Raw genomic sequence first — 14,160 nt, forward strand, 5'->3', positions numbered from 1 at the left:
TTATGCTAACTAATTAAGCGATGTAAAGATTTTTTAAAGCTCAAAATTACTTCTTCTTTAAGTTCTTTTCTAGTTTTTAGATTACAAATTTCAATATAATCTATAGGTAATTGATTATTAAAGTAAGTAGAGGAGTTGTCTTTTTTGTTAGTAGAAATGATGATAGCAGCATCTACACTACCATCATTAATATTTTTCAAGCAAAGTTCTTCTTCTAATTTTGAAGAAAAGCTTTGAAATACAAGAAGTCTATAACCGTTTTTGAAAGAAAATTTTTGAATTTCTGAAACGATACACCCATAATAAGCATCTGCTATTTCTGGTACAATTATAGCTAGTGTTTTTGTTCTTTGTTTTCTTAAAGATAAAGCGGTATAATTAGGAACATAGTTGTGTTTTTGAGCAATAGTTTTAATTATTTCTCTTGTTTTAGAACTAATGTCACTTTTATTATTTAATGCTTTTGAAACTGTAGAAACAGAAAAACCAGAAATATCAGAGATACATTTAAGTGTTATCGTAGGTTGAAACATTAGCTGTTATTTTTTAGCTTTTGTATAATTTCAATAGATGTTTTTGTAAGTGTTTTTATTTTATCAAGGTCATAATTACCAGCAGCGTCTTTAGCAATAAGTTTAGAACCTATACCAACACAAGTAACGCCAGCGTTAAACCAAGAAGCTAAGCTTTCTTGTGTAGGAGCTACACCACCAGTTGGCATAATGCTTGTCCATTGACAAGGACCCTTAATAGCTTTAACATAGCTTGGGTTGTAAGCGTTACCAGGAAATAATTTTACTATTTCACAGCCTAATTCTTCTGCTTTTGCTATTTCTGTAAGTGTTGCACAACCAGGAGACCATAAAACTTTTCTTCTGTTGCAAACTATTGCAATATCTTCTCTTAAAACAGGAGTTACAATAAAGTTTGCACCTAATTGCATATACAATGAAGCAGCAGCTGCATCTGTAATAGAGCCAACTCCCATTATCATTCCAGGTAATTCTGCTAACACATATTTATTTAATGCTGCAAATACTTCAAATGCAAAATCGCCTCTACTGGTAAACTCTAATAGTCTTGCACCACCATCATAACAAGCTTTAATTACTTTTTTACTTACTTCTATATCATCGTTGTAAAACAAAGGCACTAAGCCTGTTTCTTTCATTACTGTTGCAACTTCTATTCTTGAATATTTAGCCATTTTATTTTTTTTATCTTGAAACTTTTCCTGAATTATCACCGCTTAATAATTTTTCAATTTCAGCAAGCGAAATTAAATTATAATCACCAGAAATGGTGTGTTTTAAGCAGCAAGCAGCCACTGCAATATTTAAAGCTCTTTGTTTGTTGTTAGCATCATTTACTAAACCGTAAATTAAACCACCCATAAAAGCATCACCACTACCAACTCTATCAACAACAGGAGTTACTTCTTTAACATCTGCGTTGTAAATGGTTTTACCATCATATAAAATACCACCAATACGTTGGTGCGATGCACTAACCGAATACCTAAGTGTAGTAGCAGCAGTTTGTAAATTAGGACAAGATTTAAAAATCTGGTCGTATAATACAGGTAATGTTGTTTCGTTTTGATAATTAGGATTTACTTTATCTTTACCTAACATAAATAAAGCGGTATCGATATCTCCTAAAATAATATTACTATATTTTAAAAGTTCTGGCATAATTTCTTGTGGTTCTTTACCATATTGCCATAGTTTAGATCTGTAATTTAAATCTGAAGAAATAGTAACACCTAATTTATGTGCTACTTTTATTGCTTCTAAGCATTCATCTGCAGCAGATTGCGAAATTGCAGGAGTAATACCACTCCAATGAAACCAAGTGGCATCTTTTAATATTGTTTCCCAGTCAATACTTCCCTTAGTAATAGTTGCCATAGAACTGTTGGCTCTATCATATACTACATTACTACCACGAGTACCTGCTCCAGTTTCTAAGTAATAAATACCAAGTCTATCACCTCCATAAATTATGTTTTTATTCTCTACGTTAAATTTGCGCATCTCTTTAAGTGCACAAGCACCTATTTCATTTTCTGGTAATCTGGTAATAAATTCTACAGGAAGACCATAATTTGCTAGGGATACTGCTACGTTAAATTCTCCACCACCATAAGAGGCAGCAAATTTTTTAGCTTGTGAAAACCTTAAATGACGCTCTGTAGAGAGTCTTAACATAATTTCACCAAATGTGACAATTTTACTCATTTCTTGATTTTAATTACTATTGTTTGTTTTTATTAAAAGCCAAATAGTTTTATTTTTAAGGAACTCTTTTTTCTATATAAATTATAGATAGTGTGTTTAAAATAAAACCACTTGGCTTATTAAATTTAATAATGCAAATTTAGCTAAACGCTAAACCTCCATTAATATCATAGTTTACACCAGTTATAAATGATGCTTCATCAGAAGCTAAATACGCTACTAAATCGGCAATTTCTGATGCTTTACCTTCTCTTCTTAAAGGTGTAGCTCCTGCAACTTTAACTCTAATTTCATCATTAGTAAAATCATCATGAAATTTTGTTGCTATTAAACCAGGGCAAAGGGCGTTAACTCGAATACCTTTAGGGCCTAGCTCTTTTGCCATTGCTCTGGTAAAAGTAGTTACAGCTCCTTTTGAGGATGCATATAATGAAGAACCACCACCACCACCATCTCTTGATGCTTGAGATGAAATGTTTATAATAGAAGCTCCTTCTGTCATTAATGTTTCAAAAGCCTGTGTGATAAAAACGGTAGACTTGAAGTTTACATCCATTACCAGGTTGTAAAAATCTTCATCAAGTTCTTGCAACGTTTTTCTTGCAAAAAGTCCACCAGCATTATTCACTAAGATATCTACTTTATTTCCAAAAGCTTCAACTGCTTTGTCTTTTAAGTTTTTAATATCTGTTAGTTTAGAAACATCTGCTTTAATAGCAATAGCTTCTCCTCCAAAGGCTTTAATTTCATCAACAGTTTCATTAGCACCAGCTTCAGAGCTATTGTAATTTACAACTACTTTAGCACCTTCTTTAGCTAGTTTGATAGATATTGCTCTACCAATGTCTCTAGAGCCACCAGTTACTACTGCTACTTTTCCTTTAAATTTACTCATTTTTCTTGTTCTTATTTTTCTAAAATTATAGGATTAAATTCCTAAAGCTTGACCACCACCAATTTGAATAGTTTCAGCTGTAATAAAAGAAGCATCTTTACTTGCTAAGAAAGAAACAACACCAGCAACATCTTCTGGTTGCCCTAATCTACCTAGCATAATATTGTTTGCCCATGAAGCAAAAACTTCTGGTTTTGTTGCTTTAATTTGTGCGTGAAAAGGAGTGTCAATTGTACCTGGAGATACTGCATTTGCTCTAATGCCGTATTCTGCTAAATCTTTTGCTAATGCTCTTGTTATAGCGTGTACACCAGCTTTAGAAGTTCCGTAGATTCCAGCTCCTGGTCCTCCAGCAGTCCATCCTGCATTAGAAGTATAGTTAATTATTGAAGGGTGTTCTCCTTTTTTAAGAAATGGTATTGCTGCTCTAGAGGCAAAGAATACAGAATCTAAGTTTAAAGCCATTACAGATCTGTAAAAGTCTGTAGTCATTTCTTCAAATCTAGATCTTCCACCTAAACCACCTGCATTGTTTACAAGTACATCAATTCTACCATATTTTTCACCAATTTTAGTGATGTTAGAAGTTACAGCTTCTTCGTTTGTAACGTCAAAACCATAATATTCTGCATCAATTCCTTCAGCTTTAAGTTCTTCTAATCTTTTAGCACCAGTTTCGTCATCAATACCATTTAATACTACAGTATAACCGTCTTGACCTAATCTTTTAGCAACTGAAAAACCAATTCCACCTGTTGCGCCTGTTACTATTGCTACTTTTCCTTTGTTCTTGCTCATTTTAAAAATGTTTTATTTTTTATATTAATTTTTACTATTTAAGGGTTCAATTTTTGGGCATAAAAACCATACACTTGCCATTGTAATTATTGCTAATGCAGCACCAATTATAAAAGCTGGTGTATAATTACCACCAGATGTAAGTATTGGAACCAAAGCTGTCAATCCAAATGCACCTAATTTAGCAGCCATACCAGCAAAACCAGAAAGTGTTCCTACTGTTTTTCCTCCAAATAAATCACTAGGTAATGTTTGTACATTTCCTATAGCTGTTTGAAAACCAAATAAAATAACTGCCATTAATAATACAGCGGTTACAGGTCCTCCAGGATTAGCCATTGCTAGTAAAGTTGGTAACATAATAAAACAACCAAGTGTAATTATAAACTTACGTGTTTTATTTACAGACCAACCAGCTTTTATGCGGTTTTGAGCTAAAAGCCCTCCAAACCATGCTCCTAACATTGCACCAACATAAGGAACCCAAGCATAAAAACCAATGGATTTCACATCCATTCCGTATACTTCGTTTAAGTAAATAGGAATCCAGAATACAAATAACCACCAAATAGGGTCAAGAGCAGCAGATGCTATTATAACTCCCCAGCTTTCTTTATGTGAAAGCATTTTTTTAGTATCAGGGTTGTACCCTTCATCAAATTCGCCATCACCATCCTTATCTTGATTTTGTTGTCCTGTTAAAATGTATGTACGTTCTTCTTCTGTTATCCAAGGGTGTTTGTTAGGTGGTCTTTTTACAATAATCCACCATGGAATAAGCCATAATAAACCGGTTATACCTACTAGTATAAAAATCCATTGCCAGTTGAAATAAACAGATAATAATCCTATGGTTGGAAAAGCTATAATTCCACCAATAGCAGCACCAGAGTTAAATAAACCTTGAGCAAAAGCTCTTTCTTTAGTAGGAAACCATTCTGCGTTTCCTTTGGCAGCTCCTGGCCAGTTCCCGGCTTCTGAAACTCCTAGAAGTGCACGGAATATACTTAAACTAACAACTCCTTTTGCAAATGCGTGTAATGCAGTAGCAATAGACCAAAAACCTATGGATAAAGTAAAGCCAATTCTTGTACCTAGTTTATCGAAAATTTTACCAAATATGGCTTGACCAAAGGCATAAGAAAATATAAATATAGTAGAGATAATTGCATAAATACCTTTTCTTTCGTCAGGTGTTTTGTCTGGATATAAATCTTCTGCAATATCTGGCCACAAAACAGGTAGCGCTTGTCTATCAATATAATTGATTACTGTGGCTAAGGCAATTAAGCCTATAACCCACCATCTTAATCCTTTAATTTTCATCTGTTACGTTTAGTGTTTTGTTAGTTTTTACATTATAGCAATATTGGTATAACTCGCTAAAGTGCTCTTTCATTTTTTGTTTTGCTAATTGCGGATTTTGATCTTTAATAGCATTGTAAATATCTAAGTGTTCTTGTATTGTTTGTTTTCCTTCATAGGTATCACAGAAATGATATTTCTTAAAATTGGTTATAATTTCTGGAGTAATAATTAACATAAAGGTATTTAGTGTGCTATTACCACTAGCTTTAGCTATTGCTAAATGAAATAATAAATCTTCTTGAACAGCATCTTCTTTATTTAAAACTTTTTTGCTGTACGCATCTAAAGTTTCTTTCATTTTGTTTAAATCTTCTTCTGTTCTTCGAATAGCAGCTAGTCTAACGGTTTTTAATTCTAATAAAATTCTAGTTTCTACTAGAGATTTAAAGTTAGGGTCTTCTAATCCTAAAATATCATCAATCATTCCATTCATAGCAATAACTCCTATATTTGCTACAAAAGTTCCGCTTTGTGGAATAGATTTTAATAAGCCATATAGTTCTAATTTTTGAATGGCTTCTCTAACATTACTTCTAGATACTTCAAATTTTTCAGACAAAACCCTTTCTGCTGGTAATTTATCTCCAGGTTCTAGGTTTTTTAGATTTATAAGATCTTTAATACTAGCGATTATATGTTTTTGGATATTAAAATTTTCAGGTTTTGTATGTATATTTAATTTCATGAATTAATGTTTGATTGCAATTAGGTTTATAGGATAAAAATACTAAAATCTTTATGACTTATCATGTTAGTAAAAAGCTAAACTTTAAGGTCTGTTAAGGACCTTAAGCTTAACTAATTCACAAAAAGACTAATCAAAATATTTTTATATATAACTTCTAAATTATAATATCTAATTTTTATAAAAGTGCTTTTATAACCTGTTTAAAAAAACAGTGTAATGATTCTTTGTTTTTATGTTCACAAATTATAGTCACTTTATTTATTGTTAAAACCTTTATCTATATCCTAAGTATTAATATCTAGTATTTTATCTTAGGGAATGTTTAAAATATTAAACACTTTAGTTACAACTCTATGCTTTACTTCATTTTTAATTCTACGTTTAAGAAGAATAGAGTTGTTGTTGTAATCTATTTAATTTCTTTCTTTAAGAGTAGTAGTACAAACTCAACAACTCTCAAAGAAAGAAAAGATTAAATGTTAATACCCTGTATTTTGAGTAATTACTCCATCTGTAGCAAGTATCTCTGAAACTGGAACAGGGAATAAGTGGTAATTAGGATTGATTGTTTCTTCCATTTCTGCATCTACAGTTCCTGTTCTTACTAAATCAAACCATCTGTGTCCTTCAAAAGCAAGTTCTAATCTTCTTTCGTCAAGAATAGCTTGTTTTACTAAAGGTTTAGTGTTAATGGTTGTAGGATCTAAAATATCTAGTCCTGCTCTTATTCTTATATCATCTAATAAAGGTAATACTGTACTTGCAGGAGCATTATTTTCATTTAATGTTTCTGCATATAACAGAATTATATCTGCTAATCTTATTTCTATCCAATCGTGCTCAGCACCTTGACCACCATCTTTTGGAAATTTAATACAAGTTAAGCCATCATCACTAAGTGTTACCGCTCTTCTTAAATCTGTACCTCCACCAGAAGCATCACTAGCATCAAAAGCAGCAACTAAATCTGGATCTACAGGATAATCTGCTTTTGGATCATCACCAACAAACCAGTTCCAAAAATCGGAAGCAGGAGAGTACTCATCTACTATAGAGCTTACTATTTGCGTTGAAAATATTATTTCAGAATTTTCTACCTCATTAGCAGCTCCAAAAATTTCATCAAAATTGGTTTTTAAACTAATTCCAGCGGCCGAAGCTCCGTTTACAACAGCAGCTAAATGTGGTTCTGCACTTGCATAATTACCCATTGCTGCGTATGCTTTACCTAATAAAGCTTGCGCTGCATAGTAAGAAGCTCTTCCGTCTGTAATAGATGTTTCTAAAACATCCATAGCATCATTTAAATCTGGAATGATTACATTGTTATAAACATCTGCAGCTGGTTGTCTTACTAAAATAGATGTATCATTTAGGTCAGGTGTTGCAGATAAGTTAACAGTAACATCACCAAAAACTTGTACTAATTTATAATAAGATAAAGCTCTTAAAAATTTTGCTTCTGCTATATGAGTTTCATCTGTAGAATTTTCAATTACGTTATTTGTACTTAATATAGACTTGTATAAAGCGGTGTAGAATGGTCCGAAAAATTGATCTTCCATGGCGGTTAGTCCGTTGTCATATTCATCAAACTCAGTAAATGGAGATTCGTCCATTACAGCATTGTCTGATCTAAATTCACCCATTACAGCCATTGGAGTAACTGTACCAAGTTGATAATAATATGCTGCATTTAATACACCTTCAAAATCTGTTAAAGAATCAGAGTTTGCAATATTTGATGGAGATTGGTCTAAATCTGTAGAACATGCAGTCATGAAAAACAACGACCCCAATATTATATATATTTTTTTCATTTTGTTTTTTTTTAAAAATTAATATTTAAACCTAAAGTAAAACTTCTAACAACAGGGCTTACACCAAATTGAGATCCATACGTTGTAGGTCCTAAATAATCACTACCAGATGTGGTTACACCTTCAGGGTTGTATGAAGTATAGTCATCTGCCCATACGTATAATAGGTTAGTTGCAGCAACATATGCTCTAACAGAACTTAATCCTACTTTATTAATTAAATCCTCATTAAGAGTATAACCAATAGTTATGTTTTTTAAAGCGATAAAAGAAGCGTCTTGTATCATTGCGTCTGTTTGATTTCTGTTATCTGTATAATGTTGTCCATTATGGTCAGCAATACCATCGTCATCTGTATCAAAACTACTAGTTAATCTTCCTCCCCATTGCGAACCATAGTAAAGCGGGTCTATATTATAAACTTCTGCACCATGAGATCCTTGAAATTGTAAAGACATATCTAAAGATTTATAGCTAAAGTTATGCGACATTCCCCAATAAAAATCTGGTGTGTTTTGTCCTATTTTCACTAAATCTCCACCATCTTCAACGGTTCTTGTATTATCAATTACACCGTATCCTTCTTCACCAGGAGATTGTTGATCTACAACATAACTTGCTCCAGATTGGTTGTTAACATATTGTGAAGCGTCTGCTAGATATTCCATTTCTACTTCACCAGTAGTTTCTAATCCCCACATTTCACCAATACCACCACCAACATAATTTCTAAATACTGGTCCTCTACCACTTGTTCCGTAGATTGCTTGTGGTAATTCACTTAAACCACCTAAGTCTGTAATTTCTGTATTTACTGTAGATAAGTTAGCTCCAAAACTCCAAGAGAAATTATCAGTATTCAGAACTCTTGCGTTTAATTCAAATTCCCAACCAGAACTTCTTACATCTCCAGAGTTTAAAACTATAGATGGCGTACCTAATACTTCAGATACACTTTGGTTAATTAAGATATCTTCAATATCAGAAGTGTAGTAATCTACACCTAAGGTAAATCTGTTATTTAATACACCGAAATCTATACCATAGTTAGTTTCTGTGTTTGTTTGCCATGTTAAGTCTGGATTTGCTATGTTTTCAGGAATTAAGTATCCAGTACCATAGTAAGTTGCTTGAGGCTCTAAAAGACTTAAAGCATCATATGAATCTAAAAAAGAAGCAGTACCTAATGAACCGTAGCTAAATCTTAATTTTAATTTGCTAAGTATATCGCTATCTTCAAGGAAAGATTCGTTATTCACATTCCATCCTAAAGAAAATGCTGGGAAAGTTGCATATTTTTTATTTGCACCAAAACGAGAATCACCATCTCTTCTTACAGATACAGATACTAAAAAACGGTCGTCATATGCGTAGTTAACTCTACCAAAAACACTCTGTCTTACTCTAGTTTCATCTCTTTCTGTAACAGTAATGTCAGCAGGATCAAATAAACCGTAATTAAGTATAGGCTCATCTGGTACATTTACACCATCTAAAGCAACACCTACTAACTTGGTGTTTTGAAATTCCATACCTGCAACTGCAGATATATCGTGCTTACCAATTTCTTTTGCAAAATTTAAAGTAGTTTCACTTAATACAGAAGATACTTTTAAATCTGTTTGATCCATATAGGTTTGTGAAGTTCTTGCTCTAGAATCAAAACCTATTAATCTATGCTCGTAAAAACGTGTGTCTTTAAGATCTCCACCTAAAACAGTTTTTACATTTAAACCGTCTAAAATTTCATATTGTAAATAAGAACTTACATTACCAAAATAGGTTTTTTCCCAACGGTCTGTATTGTCAAGTTTAGCTGCAGGACCAGCATCACCAGATCCTCCAATACCATTATTACTTCTACCATAATGCCAGTCTTGTGCTGCCATACCTGGTTCTAAATCATAAATGCTACTTGCTTCATAACCTGAACCTCTATAACCATTATCAAAAGGGTCTAATCCTAAAGATTGTGCTTGTGCATCTAATTGTTGTACAAAAGCAATAGATTCTGCAGTATGGTAAATAGGGCTAATTGGATATGCTCTTAAAAGATCTCGCATATCATGTCCTAAAATATCTCTGTCAGATGTAAAACCGTTAAAACTTATTCCTGTTTTGAACTTTTCTCCTAGTTTAGCATCAACATTTAAACGAGCGTTTAATCTTTCAAAACCTTCTGTAATGATAACACCTTTAGAGTTTTGATAACCAATAGAAGCAAAGTAATTAACATCGTCAGTTCCTCCGCTCATACTAAAGTCATGACTTGTAGTGTTTCCGTTACGAAATAACCATTCTTCTGGGCTAATAGCACCAGGAGAGTTTTCATAAGCACTTAATCTATACTCTAAAAAATCTGGATCCACATTGTCTACTGTACCTTGCCAGTTACCTGCAGCAATTTCAGATCTTGCTTCAGAAGCAAATTCAGAAGCATTTTTTATAATGTTTTTACGATATTTACTAGAAAAGCTAGTGTAGGTATTGTAGCTAAATCTAGCTTTACCCGTTTTCCCTTTTTTAGTAGTAACTAAAATAACACCATTAGCACCTCTAGAACCATAAATAGCTGCAGAAGCAGCATCTTTTAAAATTTCTAAACTTTCAATATCATTTGGGTTAACCGTTTCTAAACCTCCAGAAATAGGAAATCCATCCACAACAATTAATGGACTAGACTCACCAGATATGGAAGAAGCTGCTCTAATTTGAATTTTTGGAGCTGCACCAGGAGAACCATCTTGATTTTGAATTAATACACCAGGTAATTTACCTGCTAAAGCTTCGTCTACACGTGTTGCTTGTACTGCAGCAACGTCTTCACCACCAACACTAGATACAGATCCTGTAAGGTGTGATTTTTTACGAGTACCATAACCAACAACAACAACCTCATCTAGGTTATTAGCATCTTCTGCTAATGATATATCAATTGTACTCTGGTTGTCAATAACCACTGTTTGCGCAAGGTAACCTATATAAGAAAATTGAATAACATCTCCTTTGTTTACTTCTATTTGATAGTTACCATCAAAATCTGTACTTGTACCTGTACTAGTACCAACAATAATTACGTTAACACTTGGCAACGGCATGTTGTCATTAGCGTCTACTACTAGCCCTTTAATTATTAATTTGTCTTGGGCAAAGGCAGAAAAGCACAGAAAGAGAACTGCAAATAATGCCAATTTAGATTTTAAATTCATAATTGTTTTTTGTTTAGTTAATTAATTTGTTTTACTAAAAACATAAACATTAGCCAAGTATCAATATCTTTTATACTTTTGTAATATTATGTTTAATTACATGATTACTTCCCGTCGAAGAAGTATTTTTCCAAAAAAAGGATAGTGTTTACCTATCCTTTTTTTTATTGGTTATAATTATAAAAATAATTGGTTAACCAGATTGGTTTACCAAATATATATAAAATTTTGTTAAATACAACGTTTTCGTAAAATTATATATGTTAATTTCTCTAATTGGTAAAAAAAAGCACTATTAATTACGATTTTATACCATGTATTAGACTAAAGAAAGCTATTTGTGTACTTTCTTAAATAGAAGTAGCTCTATTTCATACGGGAGGTATGCTATAGAGCTACTGGTTAAAAACATTTAAGTTGTTTTTGTTTTGGTATTACTTAGTACGTATTTTGTTTATTCTTTATCTCCAAAATAAGATACACCATCACCACTTAAAAAGTCTTCTCTTACAGGACTAAATGTATCAATTAGTTCTCCTTCTTCTAGACAAACTGCACTATGTAGTAGGTTAGGCTCAATATATACACCGTCTCCTGCTTCTACAATATGTTTTTCTCCATCAATTTCAAATTCAAATTTACCAGAAACACAATAAGTGGCTTGTGTATGAAAATGTTGGTGTGGCGCACCTAATGCTCCTTTGTTAAATTTTACTCTTACCATCATGATTTGGTTATCATAACCTAAGAACTTTCTAGATACTCCACCGCCAAGTTCTTCCCATTCCATGTCTTTTGTAACAATGTACTTTTCGCTAAATCTTTTCATAATTTTAATCGTTTTTATTTATTTGAAATAATAAGAACCTGACCACTCATAATTCTTATCGTTAATTTTTAATGTATGTTTTGCTTCTTTTGATGCGTTATTGTTTGCTAATATAAATACTTTAGAAACACCAGATTTTAATTGTAATTCTAAGGCTGTATATTTTACGTTGTCTATTAAGACTTTTATAGATTTAAAAGAGCTGTATGCGTTGTTTGCTTTTTCGGATATTGGATTGTAATTACCATGAGGTTCTATAATAGAAGCAAACACCGTTGCTTTTGTATTTTTCTTTCTTAGTATTATTGAAGGATCTCTTCTTAGGTTAAATTCTGGGTCGTTGGCTCCAATTCTTGCTAAAATAATAGCATCCTCATTAGAAGTTGCACTTGTAAGACTGTAAAATTTTCTGTTGTTTAACCAGGTAAATTGAATATTATCTGCTTTTGCTTTACTTTCGGTTTCTTTCCATAAGTGCTGATATCCGTTTTTTGTACCTAAAGGTGTTAGGCTTTTAGTGGCTTCTGTTTTAAAGCTTGTTGCTATTATTTGACCAAAATAATAATATGGTAAATCGTATTGGTTTGCCTTTTCTGCAGTTACTTTAAAAATGTCAATTACAAAAGGTTTGTCATGTGCTGCATCTTTAACTAGAAGCATGGTTCTATGAAAATTAGTGCCAGGATATGCATTTGTTTCTTTTGCACTCATGATTTGCACTTCGGGGTTTGAAGCATCAAATAGATATTTTTCAGAATGATTGTTACTTCCTATTTCAAAATCATTATTAAAATGAGAGGTTTCATTTTGTGTTATGGTATTGTGTGCAATGGTTTGTTTTGCAAACGTTTTGTTTTCTTTTAAATAACCACCTCCATTTTTTTGCTCGACATTTACAAATCTTGATAGACCGTAATCTTGTAGCACTTCTTCGCCGTTTTCATATAGTGAAAATGACAATTTATCATAATGACCATGACTTAAACCTTGTCCTGTATATTTCATTACTAAGGCCGTAGTGTTAGCATCATTGTTATACCTTAAAATACCAACGGCTCCTTCATCTCCCTTAGCTCCATCAGAAAGTTCCATAGATTTTTTTAAGAATGGTTTTTCCTTTTTGTCGCGTAAACCAATAGCAACTTCAAGCCCTGAAGCGTCTAGTTGTACTTGGTTTTGTGCTTTTGCCACAGATAGTAATTCTGATTTTTTGTCTCCATAGTAATATGCAATGTCTACAACAGATACTAATGAGGCAGTGAAGTAAGACATTCCTTTTTGCCCATCATTTAAAGGAAAGAATTCACCATCTGCATCTGTTAAATTTAAAAGCGCATCTACAGCTTTTAAAAGTACCGCATCTTTATACTCAAAAATCTTTAATTCTGGTTTTTTGTTTTGCAGAGCTTCAGCAAAAATCATAAATGGATACATGGCGTAACGTTGGTAATATGGTCCTTCGGTATAAAAACCGTCAGGAGAAAAAGGACTATCTAAATTTGCTAAAAATCCAGCTTTACCATCTTTATCATAAATATAACCACCATCGTTATCTAAAGCGTCTGTATCTATATCTACATTTTTAAGTCCGTATAATGCACGGTTTACTAATTCTTCATCCTCCATAACTAAACCAATCATACCAACAGAAACATTTCCCCAAGTACTATGGTTATGAATACGGTTGAAATATTTAGGTGTTTCTATAGATAAGAAATCTGCATATGGTTTAAATAAATTTTTATTTAAATAGTCACTTTGTTCTTTTGGTAGCCAATTGTAAATACAATCATACGCCTGACTTGTGTAGGTTAACCAATTAGAGTCGTTAAGACATTGCCAGAAAAATTTACCTCTAGCGTAAGAGCGTTCTTGCGGATGACGACCTAAAGTAGGGTACATTTTAGCATATTCTAACAGCATGTCTCTTACATAAATTGCGTATTTTTCATCTCCTAAAAGTTGAAATAATACACCTGCTTTTTGCATGTTTTTATAGTTAGCGGTATGTTGTGAGTGCGTGTAACCACCAGCCATATCTTTAGGTATTGGCACATCTATACCTGCTTTAATGGCAAGGTCTACTTCTTTTTGTGTAGCTGCTAGAGTTGCATCAAAAACGGGAATGTTTCCTAACTGCGATTTTATTTCTGCAACACTTTTTTGCGTTAAGACTAAATTAGGATGACTTCCTGTTGTATTAGTGTTAGTGGTAGCCACAGGATTGTTTTCTTTTTTGCAAGATACAATGGTAAGTACAATTGCTACTATAGCTAATTTTAATATATTGTTATTTATTAGTTTCATAGCTAG

At 32.6% G+C, this 14,160-nt stretch carries 11 protein-coding genes; all 11 read right to left on the minus strand.

All coding sequences use genetic code 11. The features are described 5' to 3' along the window. Positions 1 to 5: 5 nt before the first annotated feature. The 11 genes from KO494_RS01655 to KO494_RS01705 all read right to left on the minus strand — a co-directional run bounded on the left by KO494_RS01655 (position 6) and on the right by KO494_RS01705 (position 14,154). On the minus strand, positions 6 to 533 hold the full coding sequence (locus tag KO494_RS01655; protein WP_215965843.1) for a LacI family DNA-binding transcriptional regulator: 528 nt from the start codon (positions 531 to 533) through the stop codon (positions 6 to 8). After that, entirely contained in the window at positions 533 to 1,207 is a 675-nt protein-coding gene (locus KO494_RS01660) for a bifunctional 4-hydroxy-2-oxoglutarate aldolase/2-dehydro-3-deoxy-phosphogluconate aldolase (protein WP_215965844.1), read from the minus strand. The genes KO494_RS01655 and KO494_RS01660 overlap by 1 nt, the downstream gene beginning before the upstream one ends. A 10-nt stretch (positions 1,208 to 1,217) precedes the next feature. Continuing rightward, a complete protein-coding gene (locus tag KO494_RS01665; protein ID WP_215965845.1) occupies positions 1,218 to 2,240 on the minus strand; it encodes a sugar kinase in 1,023 nt (340 codons plus the stop codon). Positions 2,241 to 2,379: 139 nt separating this feature from the next. Further along, a complete protein-coding gene (locus tag KO494_RS01670; protein ID WP_215965846.1) occupies positions 2,380 to 3,135 on the minus strand; it encodes an SDR family NAD(P)-dependent oxidoreductase in 756 nt (251 codons plus the stop codon). A gap of 33 nt (positions 3,136 to 3,168) precedes the next feature. After that, positions 3,169 to 3,933: an SDR family NAD(P)-dependent oxidoreductase gene (locus tag KO494_RS01675; RefSeq protein ID WP_215965847.1), complete on the minus strand. Its 765-nt coding sequence runs from the start codon at positions 3,931 to 3,933 to the stop codon at positions 3,169 to 3,171. A gap of 24 nt (positions 3,934 to 3,957) precedes the next feature. After that, on the minus strand, positions 3,958 to 5,259 hold the full coding sequence (locus KO494_RS01680; RefSeq protein WP_215965848.1) for an MFS transporter: 1,302 nt from the start codon (positions 5,257 to 5,259) through the stop codon (positions 3,958 to 3,960). Then, positions 5,249 to 5,986 (minus strand): FadR/GntR family transcriptional regulator, encoded by a 738-nt coding sequence (locus KO494_RS01685; protein WP_215965849.1) that lies wholly within the window; start codon positions 5,984 to 5,986, stop codon positions 5,249 to 5,251. Before KO494_RS01685 ends, KO494_RS01680 begins: the two co-directional genes overlap by 11 nt. A gap of 482 nt (positions 5,987 to 6,468) precedes the next feature. After that, on the minus strand, positions 6,469 to 7,809 hold the full coding sequence (locus KO494_RS01690) for a RagB/SusD family nutrient uptake outer membrane protein (protein ID WP_215965850.1): 1,341 nt from the start codon (positions 7,807 to 7,809) through the stop codon (positions 6,469 to 6,471). Positions 7,810 to 7,820: 11 nt separating this feature from the next. After that, a complete protein-coding gene (locus tag KO494_RS01695; RefSeq protein ID WP_215965851.1) occupies positions 7,821 to 11,018 on the minus strand; it encodes a TonB-dependent receptor in 3,198 nt (1,065 codons plus the stop codon). Positions 11,019 to 11,472: 454 nt separating this feature from the next. Then, a complete protein-coding gene (locus KO494_RS01700) occupies positions 11,473 to 11,847 on the minus strand; it encodes a cupin domain-containing protein (protein ID WP_215965852.1) in 375 nt (124 codons plus the stop codon). Between the two features lie 18 nt (positions 11,848 to 11,865). Beyond that, a complete protein-coding gene (locus KO494_RS01705; protein WP_215965853.1) occupies positions 11,866 to 14,154 on the minus strand; it encodes an alginate lyase family protein in 2,289 nt (762 codons plus the stop codon). Positions 14,155 to 14,160: the final 6 nt, after the last annotated feature.

This window comes from Lacinutrix sp. C3R15 (assembly GCF_018860825.1).
GTDB lineage: Bacteria > Bacteroidota > Bacteroidia > Flavobacteriales > Flavobacteriaceae > Oceanihabitans.